Genomic DNA, 16,761 nt, shown 5'->3' on the forward strand with positions numbered 1-16,761 from the left:
CCAGCGATCGCCTGCGTGCATCGCGAACAGACCGCTTCGTTCCATGGTGTTTCGGCCGTGGATCATCCGCAGCGTCTAGACTGCGCGAATGGACACCGTGAACACCGCGCATGGCGAATACAAGGTCCCGGGCGGCAAGCTGGTGGTGGTGGATCTGGCCATCGTCGATGGCCGGATGGCGGGCGTGCAGGTCAGCGGGGATTTTTTCCTGGAGCCGGCCAGCGCCCTGGACACCATCGATGCCGCGCTCGAAGGCCTGCCCATCGAGGCAGGCGTATCCGCGCTCGCCGCTGCGGTGGAAGCCGCGTTGGGGCCGGCGCCGCAGCTGTTCGGCATCACGCCCGAGGGCGTTGCGATCGCGGTGCGCCGCGCACTGGATGCTGTCAGCCCGGGCCACGACGCAGGAGACGTGACTTGAGCCGCAGCGCCTGGCACGACCACGCCTGGCACCTGGTCCATGCCGAACCGCAGGCGCCCGCGCTGCACATGGCGCTGGACGACGTGATGCTCGACGACGTGTCCGCGGGACGGCGGCCGCCGACGCTGCGGATCTGGGAGTGGGCCGGGCCCGCAGTGGTGATGGGACGCTTCCAGTCCCTGCGCAACGAGGTCGATGCGCTCGCCGCGCACCGCCTTGGCATCGAGGTGGTGCGCCGGATCAGCGGCGGCGGCGCGATGTTCATCGAGCCGGGCAACACCATCACGTATTCGATCATCGCGCCGATGACGCTGGTGGACGGCATGACGTTCGAGCAGGCGTATGCGTTCATGGACCAATGGGTGATCGAGGCGCTGGACACGCTGGGGATCAAGGCCTGGTACCAGCCGTTGAACGACATCACCTCCAGCGCCGGCAAGATCGCAGGTGCCGCGCAGGCCAGGCGCGGCGGGGCGGTGCTGCATCACGTCACCATGGCGTACGACATCGACGCGGTGCGGATGCTCGAGGTGCTGCGCGTGGGCCGCGAGAAGCTGTCAGACAAGGGCACGACCAGCGCGCAGAAACGCGTCGACCCCCTGCGTCGCCAGACCGGACTGCCGCGCGATGCGGTGATCGAACGCATGATCGAAACCTTCCGCAATCGCCATGGCGGGCTGGTCCCCGACGACCTGCGCGCGGACGAACTGGCACGCGCGCAGGCGCTGGCGCGCGACAAGTTCGCCACACCCGAATGGACCGCATTGCTGCCGTGATCCCACCGGTGAATCGATCCATGCGGCCGCAGGGTGCAGTCGTGGCATCCGCTGCAGCCAAGCGCGAGCGGCCGCCGGTGCCCACACCGGATTAACAAGACCGGGACAACGATCCGGGTAGCTTGTCCATGCAAAGCCCCGCGCCGGCGTTCGCCCGGTCGCGGTGTCTCTTCAACCATCAGGGAGCAACCGCCGTGGCTGTCACTGCCGATCGCATGCCTCAAAGGGCGATTCATCCATTTCACGCATTCCTGCTGGCCGGCGCGGTTCCGCTGTTCATCGGCGCCATGCTCAGCGACATCACGTATGCCCGCAGTTATCAGATCCAGTGGGGCAACTTCGCGTCCTGGCTGATCGCCGGCGCGCTCGTCTTCGCTGGTTTTGCGCTGTTGTGGGCCGTCATCGACCTGTTCCGGGGCGAGCGTCGCGGCGGGCGTCCGCTCGTGTACGTCCTGCTCCTGCTGGCGACCTGGGTGCTGGGTTTCATCAACGCCCTGGTCCATGCCAGGGATGCATGGGGAATCATGCCCACGGCCGTGGTGTTGTCGGTGATCGTCACGCTGCTCGCCTGCGCGGCGACATGGATCGGTTTTTCCAGGCTTCGCACGGGAGGTGCGGCATGAAGCGCTCGAACCTGTGGATGGCCGTCGCGCTGTCGACGTTGCTGGGCGCCTGTGGCGGCAGCGATCCGGATCCGGCGCAATACGGCGCTGATCCGACGCTTCCGGACCAGGAGCGCGGGCTGCTGCCCGACATGACCATTGCCAGGCCGGCGCAGTGGGGCGACCGGCTGCCGACGGTGCCGCAGGGCTACACGATTGCGCCCATCGCCACCGACCTCGCGATCCCGCGCCAGACCCTGGTGCTGCCCAACGGCGACATCCTGGTGGCGGAAGGCCGGGGCGGCAGCGCGGCGAAGCTGAAGCCGAAGGACGTGATCGCCGGTCGCATCAAGGCCAAGGGCAACACCACGGTCAAGGGCGGCAACCGCCTGACGCTGCTGCGCGACGGCAATGGCGACGGCACCTATGAGCTGCGGACTGTCTTCGCCGAAGGCCTCAACGCACCTTACGGGCTCGCGCTGGTCGACGGCAGCCTGTACGTCGCCAACCAGGATGCGCTGGTGCGATTCGATTACCGCGAGGGCCAGACCCGGGCCGGCGGGCCGCCGGTCACGGTCACCGAGCTGCCATCCGCGATCAACCATCACTGGACCAAGGCGCTGGCCGCCAGCCCGGATGGGCGGTTTCTTTACGTGGGCATCGGCTCCAACAGCAACATCACCGAGCGCGGCATGGTGGCCGAGGTCGATCGCGCGCGGGTATGGCAGATCGATGCCGCGAGCGGCGCGCACAAGACCTATGCCACCGGCCTGCGCAATCCCACCGCGCTGGCGATCCAGCCGGGCACGGACGTCCTGTGGGCGGTGGTGAACGAGCGCGACGAGCTCGGCCCGAACCTCGTCCCGGACTACCTCACCTCGGTGCGCGAAGGCGGCTTCTATGGCTGGCCGTACAGCTATTGGGGACAGAACGTCGACCCGCGCGTGATGCCGCAGGATCCGAAGAAGGTGGCCGCCGCCATCGCCCCGGACTACAGCCTGGGATCGCACGTGGCCGCGCTCGGCCTGGATTTCTCGACGCCGGCGATGGGTGCCCGGTTCGCGGAAGGCGCGTTCGTCGGCGAGCACGGCAGCTGGAACCGCAAGGAGCCGGTCGGCTACAAGGTGGTCTTCGTGCCGTTCCGCAACGGTCGTCCGGCCGGCCCGCCGGTGGACTTCGTGTCCGGCTTCCGCGGCGAGGACGGCAAGACCCGCGGTCGCCCGGTCGGCGTGACCGTGGATCCGCGCGGCGCCCTCATCGTCGCCGACGACCTGGCCAACACCATCTGGCGGGTGACGCCGGCGCGGTGATCATCGCCATCGCCGCCACGCAATTGCGTGGGGGAGGCATCCGCGTAGCGAAGCGCTCAGCCGGCCGGCAGGGCTTCCTCGGCGCGGCGTTGTGGGCGCGCGGCACAGGTTGCGGCAGCCGTCGCCTCGTCGCCATGCGCGAGCGCTTCCTCCACCGCGCTGAACGCCGAGCACCCGCCCAGACGTTCGCCCGGCATGCCGGTGGCGAACCACACCACGCCGGTGCCGGCGGCGCGATCGAGCCACAGCCCGGACTGCAACCCGTAGGCCGACCCCGAATGGCCCACGCGCGCCACGCCGTCGCCGAACGGGTCGTCGTGGCAGCCCTCGACCGGCGTCGCCAGCGTCTGCATCGTCATGCCGTAGCGGCAGAAGAAACCGTCGCCGAGGTCGCTCGTGTCTTCCTCGAAGGTCAGGCCTTGCCCCGGCGCGTACTGCCACAGCGGCGTGGCCAGGGCGTGCACCGATGCCGGCGTGAGCAGGCGTACGCCGTCGAGTTCGCCTTCGCCCAGCAGCATCCGTCCGATCCGCGCCAGACCGTTGGCCGAGATCCGCAATCCGCCCTGCGGCGAGAACAGCGCGCCGTTGTCGCCCGCGCGCCACCGTGCGAGATCGCAACTGCCGTCCGCGGCCGGCACCACCGGGCAATCGGGCCTGGCGCCGTGGAGGTCGTCCTTTGCCGGCGCGCCGTCGCCGTCGTAGATCACCACTGCGCGCGCAACGGTGGCGTCGCTGCAGGTGTCCCAGTTGAAACAGGCCTCGACGCCGAGCGGCCGCAGCACCAGCCGGTCCATCAGCCTGTCGAAGCGCTCGCCGGTGGCGCGTTCCATCACCTGCGCCACCAGCGGGAAGTTGAGGTTGGCGTAGCGGAAGTAGGTGCCGGGCGCATGCGCCGCGTCCCACGCGCGCGGATCGTCGAGGATCCCGCGTACTTCTCCGCCCAGCGGCGTCTGCCAGTAGCCGGCCGCGTCGGTAACGCTGGAGCGGTGCGAGAGCAGCAGGCGCAGGGTGACCGGTGTATCCGGGAACGCGGGGTTGCGCAGCGGAAACCCGAGCAGCTCGCCGACGTCCGCGTCCAGGTCGAGCTTGCCGGCCTCGACCAGCCGCATCACGCCGATCGCGGTCACCAGCTTGGAGATCGAGGCGATCCGCACCGGATCGCCGGCGGTGACGCGGCGCCCCGTCGCCTTGTCGGCAAGGCCGTGGACCTGGGTGGAGGTGACGCCGTCGCGGTCGAAGCCGACGCGCACGGTGGCGACCGGCTCCGCAGCCTGTGCGAAGGGGAGGGCGAGCAGCAACGAGGCGAGGAGGATGGACCTGGTCATGCTCCGCATCGTAAAGCAGCGCATGCCAGAATGGCGCATGAAAATCCCCCATTCGCTGCAGCCGCTGATCGACGACGGCGTCATCGACGAGGTCGTGCGCCCGCTCAAGAGCGGCAAGGAAGCGGCCGTGTACGTGGTGCGTGGCGGCGGCGAAGTGCTTTGCGCAAAGGTCTACAAGGACATGGCGCAGCGCAGCTTCCAGCAGCGCGTGCAGTACCAGGAAGGGCGCAAGGTGCGCGGCAGCCGCGAGGCCCGCGCGATCGGCAAGGCCACCCGCTACGGCCGCAAGCAACAGGAAGAGGCCTGGAAGAACACCGAGGTCGAGGCGCTGTACCAGCTGCGCGACGCCGGCGTGCGCGTGCCCGAGCCGCACGGCTTCCACCACGGCGTGCTGGTGATGGAGATGGTGACCGACGCCGACGGTTTCGCCGCACCGCGCCTGGGCGAGTACGCGCCAACGCCGGAGCAGGCGCGCAGCTTCCACGCGGAACTGGTGCGGCAGGTGGTGCGGATGCTGTGCAGCGGGCTGATCCACGGCGACCTGTCGCCGTACAACGTGCTGGTGGACGCCGACGGCCCGGTGCTGATCGACTTCCCGCAGGTGGTCAGTGCAGGCGGCAACAATGCCGCGCGGCAGATGCTGCTGCGCGACGTCAACAACCTCACCGCCTATCTCGGCCGCTGGGCGCCGGAATTGCTGGATACCTGGTACGGCGAGGAAATGTGGGCGATGTTCGAAGCCGGTGCGCTGCAGCCCGACACGGTGCTCACCGGTGTCTTCGAACACGACGAGCACCTGGCCGATGTCGGCGGCGTGCGCGAAGCGATCGAGGAGGCGCGGCAGGAGGCGCTGATCCGCCAGCAGGGGCGCGAGGCGGCGGCGGAAGAACACTGAGGAGAAATCATGGGCAGCCGCAGGACCAGATCAGCACCCTCGGTCGACCAGTTCCTTGCCGAACTGGACCATCCACTCAAGTCCGATATCGAAACCCTCCGGCAAATCATCCTGTCGACTGCGGAGGGAGTTGGCGAAGAGGTGAAGTGGAATGCGCCGAGTTTCCATACCGGCGAGCACTTCGCCACCATGCGTCTCAATGGCAAGGAGCCGTTGCAGCTCATTCTTCACCTGGGTGCCAGGAAGAGCCAGCTTCCGCCCGGCGCAATCCAGGATCCGGCTGGCATGCTCACCTGGCTCGGTCCGGACAGGGCATGCATCAACTTTTCCGGCCCCGGCGTCGTTAGCAACAGGGCTGGCGCGCTTGCGGAAATCCTGTGCCAGTGGGTGCAGCATGTCCCGAAACGGCCCGCAGGCTGACAGTTCATCCAGACCGGATCCGCTTCACGGGCCGGCTTGACCCAGGCATTGGGCGGCTCAACGAACAGGACACCATGATGGCAAGGATCACCGGAATCGGCGGCGTTTTCCTGAAGTGCAAGGGTGATAGCGCCGCACTGGCGGCGTGGTACCAGAAGCACCTGGGCATGCAGCTGGAAGCGTTTGGCGGCGCGATACTCAGGTGGCCGGACGACAAGGCGGACGACCTGGGCCTCACCGTCTGGCATCTCGCGGACAAGGACAGCCAATGGTTCAGTCCAAGCGACTCGTCCTTCATGATCAACTACCGGGTCGACGACCTCGACGAGATGCTTGCGCAACTTCAGGCGGCCGGCGTGCCGGCCATTGGCGGCCCGGAGTCGCACGAGAACGGCAAGTTCGCATGGATCATGGATCCGGATGGGAACAAGGTCGAGCTCTGGGAGCCGATGGCCTGGGACGACAGGAACAAGGACGCCTGAAGTCCCTTGCCAACGCAGTCTGGAAGTTCATTCCGAATCGAAGGAGTGCTGCGAATCAAGGGGGAGGCATTCAATCCGGCGACTGGCCGAATTGAATGGATGCCTGCTTCGCGGCGCGGCCTGGTTCTGGCAGCAGGGGGTGGTATGAAGAATCTTGCAGTTGGCTTGCTTTGCATGCTGTTGCTCACCGCATGCAACGTATCGTTCTCGACGGGCGGGACGAGCGCGCTGCCGGAACCCACGGCGGGGACAGCGGAGCAGCGGCTGGAGGCGGAGGCGGCGGCGCGGAGTTACCTCGGGATGATTGATCGCGAGGAGTTCCAGCGCACCTGGGATCAGTCGGGTCCGGCGCTTCGTGCGCAATCCAGTGAGTTTGCCTGGAAGAACATGCTCAAGCTCGCGGTGAAGACCCTGGGCAGCTCGCGGCAAAGAGATCTGGATGGGTGCGGTTTCTCGACCAGGATCGACGCCAGTGTTCCGGAAGGGGAGTACGTCCTCGTGCAGTTCAAGAGCACTACCGGAAGCACGACCACCACGGAGAAAGTGGTGATGCAGAAGGATCAATCGCAATGGAAGATCATCGGGTACTTCGTGACAAAGCATGCGGAGTATCGGCCAGGCACCTGACCATGGATTCAAGCCGGCACCGTTTTGTCACGCGCCCCGCATGGCTGATGAGGCTTGCCATGCGGTTCGCACTGCTACGCGCCGCGGCCCGACCCGGCCCGGGCGCCAGGCCGCTGGAAGCAATCCGTTGGAGTCCGGAATTCCCATGCCGCATCCGCTGATCGTCCCCATGGCCGCGCACGTTGCGCTGGCCGCTTTCCTTTACGTGATGCTCACGGTCGTCCGTGCGCCGGCGATCTGGGGCATTGGTCGCCGGCCGGACGGCAGCAACCCCTGGGCGACGATCGAGCCGCGCATCAGCGCCAACCTCTCGAACCAGTTCGAATGGCCGCTGTTCTTCCATGCCGCCTGCCTGGTATTGATCGGGTCGGATGTGGGCCCGTTGTCGATCGTCCTGGCATGGACGTTCGTGGCGGGCCGGGTCCTGCACAGCCTTGTCCAGGTACTGACCGGCAACATCCGGCTCAGGGGTGCGGTGTTCACCATCAATTTCGTTGCCGTGCTGGGTCTTTGGGCAGTGGTTGTTTCAAGTCCATGAAGCATGCGCGGGCGCGATTGGGGACAGCCCGCGACTGAAACCGCGCCTACGGGAATCCCCGCCCGCGTCGTCATCAAGGCGCGAGGCGAACAGCACGCGGCTGCGGGTTCTTTTCACGGACCGGATTTCCCTCGCCATCCACCACCAGCCGTACCCGCTTGCCTTCGTGATAGAAGCTCGCGCGATACAGGCCAGCGTCTTCGCCGGTGCCAAGCTCGCACAGCACCGTGATCTTGCCGTGCGCCATCAGCTGCCTGAAATCGGCAAGCGCCAGGCCGAGGCCGGGTGCGACGAGCGCGCCGTCGATCTCGACGGCGCGCGATGGATTGAGGTCGATGGGGATGGGTTTGCCCATGTCGGGCGGCCGCGGTGCCGGCTTACTCGACGGCAATCGTGCCCTTCATGAGGGCGGAGTGGCCCGGGAAGCTGCAGAAGAATTCGTACGGGCCGCCGTCCTTGATCTTGCTGACCGGGAAGCTGACCGAGGTGGTTTCGCCGCCGCCGATCAGGCTGCTATGGGCGATGACGCGCGCGTCGCCCGCCTTGACGTAGGCGGCCGCCGCGCCGGCACCCATGCCTTCAGCCGCGACCGCCTGCATGTCGGCTGCCTTGGTGATCACGACGTTGTGGCCCATTGCCGCCACCGGCATCGTCCCGGTGTGCTTCAGGGTGATCTTGAACTCGGTGCACGAGGCGGGAACGACAATGGACCCGACGTTGTACTGCATCGCATCGGTGCCTTCGATCTCGGTGGCGCAGTCGGCGACGACGGCAGCGGGCTTGTCGCTGCCCGGCGTGGTCGCAGCCGACGCGGCGGTGGTGGTGTCGGCGGGCGTCGGGGTGATAGCGGGTGCGGGTTCGGTGGTGGCGTCCGGGGCGGTGGCGTCCGGTGCGGGTTCGCTGGCGGTGGGCGCGGCAGCGGTGTCGGCCGACGTGTCCGGCGACTTGTCGCCGCAGGCCACCAGCGCGAGCGCGCAGGCAGCGGTGAGCAGGGTGATCCGGGTGTTCATGGTGGAGTTCCTGGTGAGAGTTCGCCGCGCATTATTCGACATCGACGCGTGCATCGCCGTGAAATCCGCGTTCCGCGAGCGTGAGAATCGCGATCGCTTGACTGGGGTCAAGCGAGCCGCGGAAAGCGCCTTGCATCATGGCCCGGCCGGTGCACGCCGGCGCCTTCCGGAGGAACCCGAAATGCAGTTCGAATTGTCCACCTGCCATCTCGATGCAACACAGCTTTCAGCCGCGCTGCGCCCGCTCGATCCGGACGCACGCATCGCGCTCGATGCGGTGCACGGGCGCCTGGAGGTGATTTCCACCGCCACCGCGCTGCAGGTGCAGGACGTGTTGCGGGAAATGGGTTGCACGGCTCGGCCGCTGGAGCAGGACGTCCACGTCAGTGGCGGGAGTACGTGTTGCGGGCAGTGTTCCTGACGTTTTCAGTTGTGTTTGCGCTGTTCCGCCGTTGTAGGAGCGGCTTCAGCCGCGAGCTTCTAGCCCGCGTGATGCCAATCAGAAAAGCTCGCGGCTGAAGCCGCTCCTACAAGATCAAAAGCGTGCTGTAGGCGCCGATCGCAGCAGCGCGGCGAATTCGTCGGCCGTCATCGGCCGGGCGATGCCGAAGCCCTGGCCGGCGTCGCAGCCGGCCTCGGCCAGCCAGCGCTGGGTGGCTGCATCCTCGATGCCTTCGGCGGCGACGGTGGCGCCCAGTTCGTGGGCCAGGCCGATGGTCGCGGTGACGATGGCCTGGTCAGAGCGCGAGGTGAGCAGCGCGGCCACGAACGAGCGGTCGATCTTCAACTCGTCGGGGGCGAGGCGGCGCAGGTTGACCAGCGACGAGTGCCCGGCGCCGAAGTCGTCCACGGAGATCCGGATGCCATGCGCGCGCAGGCGGGGCAGGGCCTCGGCGACGCGATCGGGTTCGCGCATCACGTCGGTCTCGGTGATTTCCAGCATCAGCGCGGCGCCGTCCTGCCCGACTGCATCGATGATGGCGTCGACCAGCTGCGGGTCGGCCAGGTCGTTGGCGGAGACGTTGACCGACAGGTGCAGCGGCGGCTCGGCCTGCGGCCAGTGCCGGCGCTGGGCCAGGCCGCAGCGCAGCAGGTACAGGTTCATCGCGCCGATGACGTGCGCCTGTTCGGCCATCGGCACGAACGCTTCCGGCGCGAGCGCACCGCGCCTCGGGTGGTTCCAGCGCACCAGCAGTTCGGCGCCCAGCCAGCGGCCGGTGCGCAGGTCGATCTGGGGCTGGAGCATGAAGCCGAGGCGATCGGATGCGATGGCGTCCTGCAGGTCGGCCATCAGCGCGGGATCGCCGGCAGCGGTGCCGGATGTGGCCTGGGCGGGCCGGGTCTTCCGCCGCCACGCGTAACCGCCGAGGCCGAGCGCAACCAGCGCCGCCAGCCCGGCGGAGAGCAGTGTCCACGGCTGCTGCTGGCGCGGATTGAGGTTGCCGAGCCATTCGACGTACAGGTCGTTCTGCACGCCCGCGGTGCGCAGGCGTTCGAGCGAAGCGTCGATCCGCTGCACCAGGTCGGGCCGCCCGCGCGGCACCGCGAACACGTACTTGCGCTCCAGCAGCGGTGGGCTCAGCGCGATCATGTTGCCGAGGTTGAACTGGTGGATTGCGTAGTAGCCGATGCCGATGGGGGCGAGGGCATAGTCGGCCTCGCCGCGGGCCACGGCGACGAGGGAGCCGGACTCGGTGTCCAGTTCCAGCAGCGTCACGCCGCGGCCGGCCAACGCGTGCATGGCTTCCGCGGCCAGGCCGGCGCGCTGCACGGCCACGCGCACGTTGGCCAGCGCGTCGAGCGATTCCAGCTCCGGCTGTCCGCGCTGCCCGAACAGCGCGTGGTGGCGGATCAGGATCGGCTGGGTGAACAGATAGCGTTGCTCGCGTTCGGCCGACCAGAACATCGGCACGACGTCGAGTTCGCCGCGCGACAGGCGGTCGAGCGCGGTGTCCCATTCGCCGAGTTCGAAACGCGGTTCGAGGCCGAGGTCGCCGGCCACCTCGCGCGCCAGCGCGACGTCGAAGCCGTCGGCGTGGCCGTCCTCGTCCAGGAACTGATAGGGCGGATAGTTCGCATCGCCGCCGATCCGCAACGTGCCCGGTACGCCGTCGTCCGCGATGGCGGGCATCGCAACCGCGAGCAGCGTCGCCACCAGCACCGTGAGCAACCATGGCAGGCGACGCGGATGCGCGTCGCGGCGATGGTCCAACACCCTCCCCAAGGGCTTCATGGCCTGCGATCCGGTTGGATGAATGCGACATCTTTAGCATGCCGCCGGCGTGGATGCTTCACCTGGTGTGAGGCGGAGGTTTCGCCCTGCGTGTTCCTGCTTTCGCAGGAGGGTTTCAGCGCGAGCTTTTCGTCGATACGGCGCGAAGCGCAAACGCTCGCGGCTGAAGCCGCTCGCGTAGGGGGATCGCGAGGTCGTGCGGTACTTCGGCGATTTTTGATGCGTAACTGTGACCAGACTGCGCTTGTCGGGTGCAAGCGCGGTGCGTCGTGCGCCATGCGATGGATGCGCCGCCCGAGGTGCCCGCCGGCATCCGTGGCCGGCGGGTGGTTGATTCGCGAGGGGCACGCCGTTCCTTCGGCTACCAGTGCGGCTGCGGTCGCAGTTGGGTCAGGTATACCCACTTTCCCACCTTGCGGCTCTGCACGACGCCGGCTTCGCAGCCGAAGCGGAAGTGGATGCCGCCATAGACGCGAGCGTCGACCGAGTCTGATTCGGCATCGGACAGTTGCGTGTAGCTGCGGGTGATGCCGCCGGCCGTCAGCGTGTACGGCAAGTGGTTGGTGCCAAAGTACGACCGCATCACCTGCGCGCCGGCGCCCATCGTCGTGGGCAGGCCGCAGGGATAGTCCGGGTACGGCGGCGTGGTGATGTAGCTGGTCCAGGTGGGGTCGGGCTGGGTCCGCGGATTGCCGTCGTTGGTCCAGTGGATCGCGGTGTACGGGCGCCAGAAGGTGTAGTGGTACTTGGCGTAGAAGGTGGTGATCAACGCGTCGTTGACTGCCATGTTGACCAGCGCGAACAGGCGTGCGTGCTGCCAGCGATCGAGCGACTTGCCGGAGACGACCGCGCGTGCAATCGCGTTGAGGTTGGCGCCACCGGCGGGGAAGTAGCGGGCCACCTGGCTTTCCTCGGAGTCGGGCGCGGCGTTGCGCACGGCGAACGATCCGACCGTCTTCACCTCGTTGTATTCGTCGGCGTACGCGCGGCTCCTGAGCCTGAGTTCCGGCGCGGGCGGAGCGACGAACTGGCGCCGGTTGACGATCGCGAACGGCATGAGGTTGGCCCAGCCGGCGAACTGCGGGTACGGCGCCGGCGGCGGCGGTGTCGGCGGCGTGGGCTGGTAGATGCCGGGTCCGGGCGCGAGGGTGTACGGCAGGTGCGGGGTTGCCGAGCCATCGCCCTGGCGCTGCTGCAGGATGGCCGCGGCCGACGCCGCGCCGGCCGCGATGCCCTGGTCGATGCAGCCCGGAGCGGCGACCGGGCATCCTGGCAAGGCGGCGATGGCGGCGGCGTAGTGGGCGTCGATCGCGGCAGCCTGGCCGGGCATCGTGGTGCGCAGCACGTCGGCCGCTGCGCGCGCGACTGCGGCGTCCGGCGAGGCATTCGGGTTCACCGCGCCGACGACGCTGTAGGTGCGGTAGCGCCGGTCGATGCTGTTCAGCGCGTCGTGCACGGCGATCTGGGTCATGGCCAGTACGCGGAACTGCTGCGGGGGCGCGCCGGCGCCGCCGATCACCTGGTCGGCAAAGGCACTCCAATCGGTGACCGAGTCGGCGAAGGCTGGTGCGGGCAGCGACAGCAGCAGGGCGCAGGCCAGTGGCCAGCGGCGGGGAAGATCGTGGAGGACAGGGTGGCGACCCATCGCTTGCGGGGATGCGTTCATGGGAATGTCCAGGGAGCAGGGGGATGCACGAGCGGGGGCTCGCGGCCTTGTCAGGCGTTGATCCAACGCTCTGTTGCGGACCGGCCGGACAGGTGCCGGGCGCAGCAATCGGGTTTGCCGACGGGCGGTCGGTCGCTCGGGGACCGGCTGGACGGGAGTGGCGACCGTTGCAGTGCCCGGCGCTCGGCGCTCGGCTCTTGGCTCTTGGCTCTTGTAGGAGCGGCTTCAGTCGCGAGCTTCCGGGTTTCGCGTCGCATCGACGAAAAGCCCGTGACTGAAGCCGCTCCTGCAGGGAAGCGAGCGGTCGTTGTGTGCCGCGGCAGCTAGCGCGACACCCGGTAGCCGTGCTGCTCCATGATCCCGAGCACTTCGTCGAGCGGGAGCGCGGCGGCTTCGTGGCCGTCGCGGCCGGTCATGGTGCTGGCCTGGAACAGCGAATTGAGGATGGCTTCTTCGGTCGCTTCGATGGCGGCCATGAACAGTGGCGACATCGCGTCGTTGCGCAGGACGGTGGACTGGCGCAGGGGGCTGTCCGATTCGTACGGGATGCGCACCGACTGGTTGGCGGAGAAGGCGATCACGTAATCGCCGCTGCCGTTGGACGCGATGCCGCCGGTGCGCGCCAGTCCCAGCATGGCGCGCTTCGCCAGGCGCTTGAGGTTGCGCGCGTCCAGCGGCGCGTCGGTGGCGACCACGATCATGCAGGAGCCATCGGGCGAATCGTTGAGTTCGTCGCTCAGGTAATGCTTGTGCAACGCCTTGCCGATCGGCACGCCGTCCACGCTCAGCACGCCGCCGAAGTTGGTCTGGGCCAGCACCCCCACGGTATGGCCGCCGAGCGTGCCGGGCAGCTTCCGCGACGCGGTGCCGATGCCACCCTTGAAGCCGAACGCCATGGTGCCGGTGCCGGCGCCGACGTTGCCCTGTTCGACCCTGCCGCCGGTGGCCGACCTGATCGCATCCAATACGTCGGGCCTGGTGACATGGCGGCCGCGGATGTCGTTGAGGTAACCGTCGTTGGTCTCCCCGACCACCGGGTTGACCGAACGCACTTCGTCGTTTTCGGGGAACGAGAAGGTGTAGTCGATCAGCGCGTCGGCCGCGACCGGGACGCCGAGGGTGTTGGTCAGGACGATCGGGGTTTCGATGTTGCCCAGTTCTTCGACCTGGGTCGTCCCGATCAGCTTGCCGAACCCGTTGCCCACGTAGACCGCGGCCGGGACCTTGTCCTGGAACAGGTTCCCGGCGTGCGGCAGGACGACGGTGACGCCGGTGCGGACGCTGTCGCCGCTGATGAGCGTCTTCTGGCCCACCTTGACGCCCGGCACGTCGGTGATCGCATTCCACTGGCCGGGCTGCAGCACGCCGATGGAAATCCCGTGGTCCCGCAGGTTCTTCTGCTGGGCGAGGGCGGGAGCGCAGCAGGACAAGAGGAAGGCGATGACGAGCAGGCGGATGGACATGCTGGGGATCCATGAGGCGGCGGGCATCAGCCCACGATAGCGGACAGGACACACCTCGGGCATGCGAGCAGTCCCGGTTCCCGCTCCGTTTCGGACGGCACTTGACAGGCGTCAACTGTATTGTTGTAGTAATACACATGGACGCAACCCTGCTGCATATCCAGCCCGCGGCGCCGCAGCCGATCTACCGGCAGATCGCCGAACAGATCCGCCGCCTGGTCGCCGGTGGGCAACTCGCGGTCGGCGACACCTTGCCGTCGGTGCGCGAGGTGGCGGCCGCCCATGCGATCAATCCCATGACCGTTTCCAAGGCCTACAGCCAGCTGGAGGCCGAGGGCGTGCTGCAGCGGCAACGCGGCAAGGGCATGGCGGTGGCCACGCAGGCGGCGGGCAGCGATACCCCGGCCCAGCGCTGGACCCTGATTGAACCGAGCCTGGACGCGGTGGCGCGGCAGGCGCGCGAACTTGAACTCTCGCCGGACGAGGTCATCGCCCGGCTCAGCCAACGCATGCGGCAGCAATGAACCGGAGGACGCGATGAACGCACTGATCGAACGGATGGCGACGCAGCAGATGACGATGGACCAGGCTCGCCCGCACACGGGCATCGACACCCTGCCGCTGGCGGCCAGCCGGCTGGAATTGCGCTACGAGGGCCGCGCTGCACTGGACCGCGTCTCGCTGCAGCTCGAGCCCGGCACCGTGCTCGGCCTGATCGGCCGCAACGGCGCCGGCAAGACCAGCCTGATCCGCGCATTGCTGGGCCTGGTCGAGCCCGACGGCGGCAGTGCCACCGTCTGGGGGCGGGCGGCGCTGCAGATGGGCGATGCGGCCAAGGCGCGGCTGGCCTACGTGCCGCAGCAGCCCGAAGCCCTGGCCTGGCTCAAGGTCGGCGACATGCTCGACTTCGTCGGCCGCTTTTACCCGAACTGGGATGCCTCGTTCGTCGACGACACGCTGGACCGCTGGCAGCTGCCGCGCGACCGGATGCTGGCCAGGCTGTCGCCGGGCGAGCGCCAGCGGGTCGCGATCATCCGCGCGCTGGCACCGCGGCCGGAGCTGCTGGTGCTGGACGAACCGGCCGCCTCGCTCGACCCGGTTGCCCGTCGCGAACTGCTGCGCGAAATTGCACTGCGCGCCGGCGAGTCCGGCACCACGGTGCTGTTCTCCACCCACATCGTGTCCGACCTGGAGCGGGTCGCTTCGCACGTGGCCTTCATGCATGAAGGCCGGCTGCTGCTGCACAGCGAACTCGACAGCCTGAAGGAGCGCCACCTGCGTCTGCACGTGCCGGCTTCCGCCGCCGACCAGCTGGTTGGCCCGGTGCCGGGCGAGGTCGCGCGCCGGCCGCATCTTTACGGTGGCCACAGCATCGTGATCGTGCGCGAAGAGGGCGCGGCCTGGCCGACGCTGGCGAACGCGCCGGGCGTGCAACGCGAGGTGTTGTCGCTGGAAGACCTGTTCGTGGAGGTGGCCGGATGAACACCGTGATGCCGGAACTGGCGCCAGCCGCCATTGCGCGAGAGACCTCCCTGCAGCGCGCATGGGCGCTGCTGCTGGCCAGTGCGCCGCGGATGACGCGCGGCCTGTGCGGCGCGGCCGTCGTGCTGCTGCTGGCCGTTGCGATCCTGCTGGCAACGCTGGCACCACGGCCGGAACGCGGCGTGATCGCGGCCGTGGTGTCCACGGCCCTCGCGGTCGCCGTGCCGTGGGGCTTCTGGTTCCCGCGGTTGTTGTTGATGCAGGTCGAAGCGCGTGCGTCGTGCCTGCCCGGGGTGGCGGCGACGATCCCGACGGCGCTGGCCTTGCTGCTGTTCGCAACCGTGGCCGTGCCCGCCGCATTGCTGGTGTTGCTGGCCGGCGCCGGGCCGTCGCTTGCGCTGTCCGCGCTGATGCTTGCCGCCATGGCCGGCTTGGTGCTGGCGATGTTGCCGAGCTGGTGCTACCTGGCGCTGTGCTTCGCGCCGCTGGTCTGCGCCGCGCTGTTGCTGATCGGGCAGCGGCTGCTGGGGCCGGACGCCCTGCAACTGGATCTCGCCGCCGCATTCGATCCACGGCAGTTGCCCTGGCTCGCTGTGGTGCTTGCATTGCTGGCAGCATGGCGCTGGCGCGCGATCGCACGTACGGCCGAGGCTTCGCCGGGTTCGTCATGGCGCCAGCCCATCGTCCTGAGGACGCATGGCGCGCAGCTCTGGGGCGGAATGGGCCTGATGGATGCCAACCAGTGGCAGGCGGCCATGCCGGACTGGCTGTGGCCGGCCGGCCAGACCGGCCGTGCCGGACGCGCGCGGCCGGTGGAAGCGATGCGGGTGGTGCTCGGCACGCCGTTCGCGCCGCTCAGCCGCAACCAGATCCTGCTCCAGCTCGGTTTCGCCGCCATCGCCGTGTTGATGTTCGTGGCCGCGTTCACCGGTGATCCGGACAGCAAGCAGATGCGCAGCCTGGTCAACGGCGGCATGAGCGGTGGCCTGGCCGGCGGCGGGATGGTGCTGGTCGGCATGTATGGCTGGCGCCTCGACGTGCTGCGCCGGCGCGTGGCCGGCGAGATGGTCGAACTCGCGCTGTTGCCGGGCTGGGGCGATGCCGCGCAGGCACGGCGCTCGTTGCTGATGGCAGTGGCCAGGCCGCTGCTCCAGGCCGGCGGATCCGCGACGGTGGTGTTGATGGCCCTGGCCTCGGTTGCCGGCGTCGATGCCGCCGGCCTGGCCTGGCTGCTGGTTGCGATCATCGGGCTTGGCCTGCTGGCCGCGTTCACCTCTCTGCGTCCGTTGGCCGGGCAGGCCATGCTGCCGCTATGGATGTTCGGGCTGATCCTCGCCACGCTGGTGATGCTGATGTCCACCACCGCGGTGGCGACGCGACCGGACTGGAGCGGCACCGGCGTGTGGCTGGTCAGCGGATGGTCGCTGGTCTACGCCGCCTGCGGCATCGGCCTGGCGCTGTCGTGGCGACGCTTTCGTGCGCGGCCGCATCCGTTCCTGCAGTGAGGATCGCGG

At 68.4% G+C, this 16,761-nt stretch carries 19 protein-coding genes; 13 read left to right on the forward strand and 6 right to left on the reverse strand.

Features of this window, described 5'->3' with window-relative positions:
• Positions 1-88 precede the first annotated feature (88 nt).
• The 4 genes from ACTJIL_RS03425 to ACTJIL_RS03440 all read left to right on the forward strand — a co-directional run bounded on the left by ACTJIL_RS03425 (position 89) and on the right by ACTJIL_RS03440 (position 3,106).
• Entirely contained in the window at positions 89-418 is a 330-nt protein-coding gene (locus ACTJIL_RS03425; RefSeq protein ID WP_440754193.1) for a biotin--protein ligase, read from the forward strand.
• Positions 415-1,194 (forward strand): lipoate--protein ligase family protein, encoded by a 780-nt coding sequence (locus ACTJIL_RS03430; RefSeq protein WP_440754194.1) that lies wholly within the window; start codon positions 415-417, stop codon positions 1,192-1,194. The genes ACTJIL_RS03425 and ACTJIL_RS03430 overlap by 4 nt, the downstream gene beginning before the upstream one ends.
• A 215-nt stretch (positions 1,195-1,409) precedes the next feature.
• Entirely contained in the window at positions 1,410-1,817 is a 408-nt protein-coding gene (locus ACTJIL_RS03435) for a DUF2231 domain-containing protein (RefSeq protein WP_440755829.1), read from the forward strand.
• A complete protein-coding gene (locus tag ACTJIL_RS03440; RefSeq protein WP_440754195.1) occupies positions 1,814-3,106 on the forward strand; it encodes a PQQ-dependent sugar dehydrogenase in 1,293 nt (430 codons plus the stop codon). Before ACTJIL_RS03435 ends, ACTJIL_RS03440 begins: the two co-directional genes overlap by 4 nt.
• A gap of 56 nt (positions 3,107-3,162) precedes the next feature.
• Here ACTJIL_RS03440 and ACTJIL_RS03445 read toward each other — a convergent pair whose 3' ends face one another.
• Complete coding sequence (locus ACTJIL_RS03445; protein ID WP_440754196.1) at positions 3,163-4,431, reverse strand: serine hydrolase domain-containing protein; 1,269 nt, start codon at positions 4,429-4,431, stop codon at positions 3,163-3,165.
• A gap of 37 nt (positions 4,432-4,468) precedes the next feature.
• Here ACTJIL_RS03445 and ACTJIL_RS03450 point away from each other — a divergent pair, with 37 nt between their 5' ends.
• The 5 genes from ACTJIL_RS03450 (at position 4,469) to ACTJIL_RS03470 (ending at position 7,393) form a co-directional block, all read left to right on the forward strand.
• Positions 4,469-5,326 carry a PA4780 family RIO1-like protein kinase gene (locus tag ACTJIL_RS03450; protein WP_440754197.1) on the forward strand — a complete coding sequence of 286 codons (858 nt, stop codon included), beginning with the start codon at positions 4,469-4,471 and terminating at the stop codon, positions 5,324-5,326.
• Between the two features lie 9 nt (positions 5,327-5,335).
• A complete protein-coding gene (locus ACTJIL_RS03455; RefSeq protein WP_440754198.1) occupies positions 5,336-5,746 on the forward strand; it encodes a DUF1801 domain-containing protein in 411 nt (136 codons plus the stop codon).
• A 77-nt stretch (positions 5,747-5,823) separates the two neighbouring features.
• Positions 5,824-6,228 (forward strand): VOC family protein, encoded by a 405-nt coding sequence (locus ACTJIL_RS03460; protein WP_440754199.1) that lies wholly within the window; start codon positions 5,824-5,826, stop codon positions 6,226-6,228.
• 45 nt (positions 6,229-6,273) lie between these two features.
• On the forward strand, positions 6,274-6,855 hold the full coding sequence (locus ACTJIL_RS03465) for a DUF4019 domain-containing protein (RefSeq protein WP_440754200.1): 582 nt from the start codon (positions 6,274-6,276) through the stop codon (positions 6,853-6,855).
• A gap of 145 nt (positions 6,856-7,000) precedes the next feature.
• Positions 7,001-7,393: an MAPEG family protein gene (locus tag ACTJIL_RS03470; protein WP_440754201.1), complete on the forward strand. Its 393-nt coding sequence runs from the start codon at positions 7,001-7,003 to the stop codon at positions 7,391-7,393.
• Positions 7,394-7,466: 73 nt separating this feature from the next.
• Here ACTJIL_RS03470 and ACTJIL_RS03475 read toward each other — a convergent pair whose 3' ends face one another.
• Entirely contained in the window at positions 7,467-7,748 is a 282-nt protein-coding gene (locus tag ACTJIL_RS03475; RefSeq protein ID WP_440754202.1) for a DUF6522 family protein, read from the reverse strand.
• Positions 7,749-7,770: 22 nt separating this feature from the next.
• Positions 7,771-8,403, reverse strand: a complete 633-nt coding sequence (azu, locus tag ACTJIL_RS03480) for an azurin (protein ID WP_440754203.1) — start codon at positions 8,401-8,403, stop codon at positions 7,771-7,773.
• Here azu and ACTJIL_RS03485 point away from each other — a divergent pair.
• Positions 8,402-8,824: a hypothetical protein gene (locus ACTJIL_RS03485; protein ID WP_440754204.1), complete on the forward strand. Its 423-nt coding sequence runs from the start codon at positions 8,402-8,404 to the stop codon at positions 8,822-8,824. The two genes, azu and ACTJIL_RS03485, sit on opposite strands and share 2 nt — an antisense overlap.
• 114 nt (positions 8,825-8,938) lie before the next feature.
• Here ACTJIL_RS03485 and ACTJIL_RS03490 read toward each other — a convergent pair whose 3' ends face one another.
• From ACTJIL_RS03490 to ACTJIL_RS03500, 3 genes are all read right to left on the reverse strand, one after another.
• On the reverse strand, positions 8,939-10,615 hold the full coding sequence (locus ACTJIL_RS03490) for an EAL domain-containing protein (protein WP_440754205.1): 1,677 nt from the start codon (positions 10,613-10,615) through the stop codon (positions 8,939-8,941).
• A 382-nt stretch (positions 10,616-10,997) separates the two neighbouring features.
• Positions 10,998-12,302 carry a vanadium-dependent haloperoxidase gene (locus tag ACTJIL_RS03495; RefSeq protein WP_440754206.1) on the reverse strand — a complete coding sequence of 435 codons (1,305 nt, stop codon included), beginning with the start codon at positions 12,300-12,302 and terminating at the stop codon, positions 10,998-11,000.
• Positions 12,303-12,625: 323 nt separating this feature from the next.
• Positions 12,626-13,765, reverse strand: coding sequence for a DmpA family aminopeptidase (locus ACTJIL_RS03500; RefSeq protein WP_440754207.1), 1,140 nt, complete (start codon positions 13,763-13,765; stop codon positions 12,626-12,628).
• Positions 13,766-13,902: 137 nt separating this feature from the next.
• Between ACTJIL_RS03500 and ACTJIL_RS03505 the strand changes: the two genes are divergently transcribed.
• Genes ACTJIL_RS03505 through ACTJIL_RS03515 form a run of 3 tightly spaced genes read left to right on the forward strand, consistent with a single transcriptional unit; the run spans position 13,903 to position 16,752 of the window.
• On the forward strand, positions 13,903-14,289 hold the full coding sequence (locus ACTJIL_RS03505) for a GntR family transcriptional regulator (protein ID WP_440754208.1): 387 nt from the start codon (positions 13,903-13,905) through the stop codon (positions 14,287-14,289).
• A gap of 13 nt (positions 14,290-14,302) precedes the next feature.
• The gene (locus ACTJIL_RS03510; protein ID WP_440754209.1) at positions 14,303-15,247 is read left to right on the forward strand and encodes an ABC transporter ATP-binding protein; all 945 of its coding nucleotides are present in this window, start codon (positions 14,303-14,305) and stop codon (positions 15,245-15,247) included.
• Positions 15,244-16,752: a hypothetical protein gene (locus ACTJIL_RS03515; RefSeq protein WP_440754210.1), complete on the forward strand. Its 1,509-nt coding sequence runs from the start codon at positions 15,244-15,246 to the stop codon at positions 16,750-16,752. Before ACTJIL_RS03510 ends, ACTJIL_RS03515 begins: the two co-directional genes overlap by 4 nt.
• Positions 16,753-16,761: the final 9 nt, after the last annotated feature.

The organism is Luteimonas sp. 22616, from assembly GCF_052044325.1.
GTDB lineage: Bacteria > Pseudomonadota > Gammaproteobacteria > Xanthomonadales > Xanthomonadaceae > Luteimonas.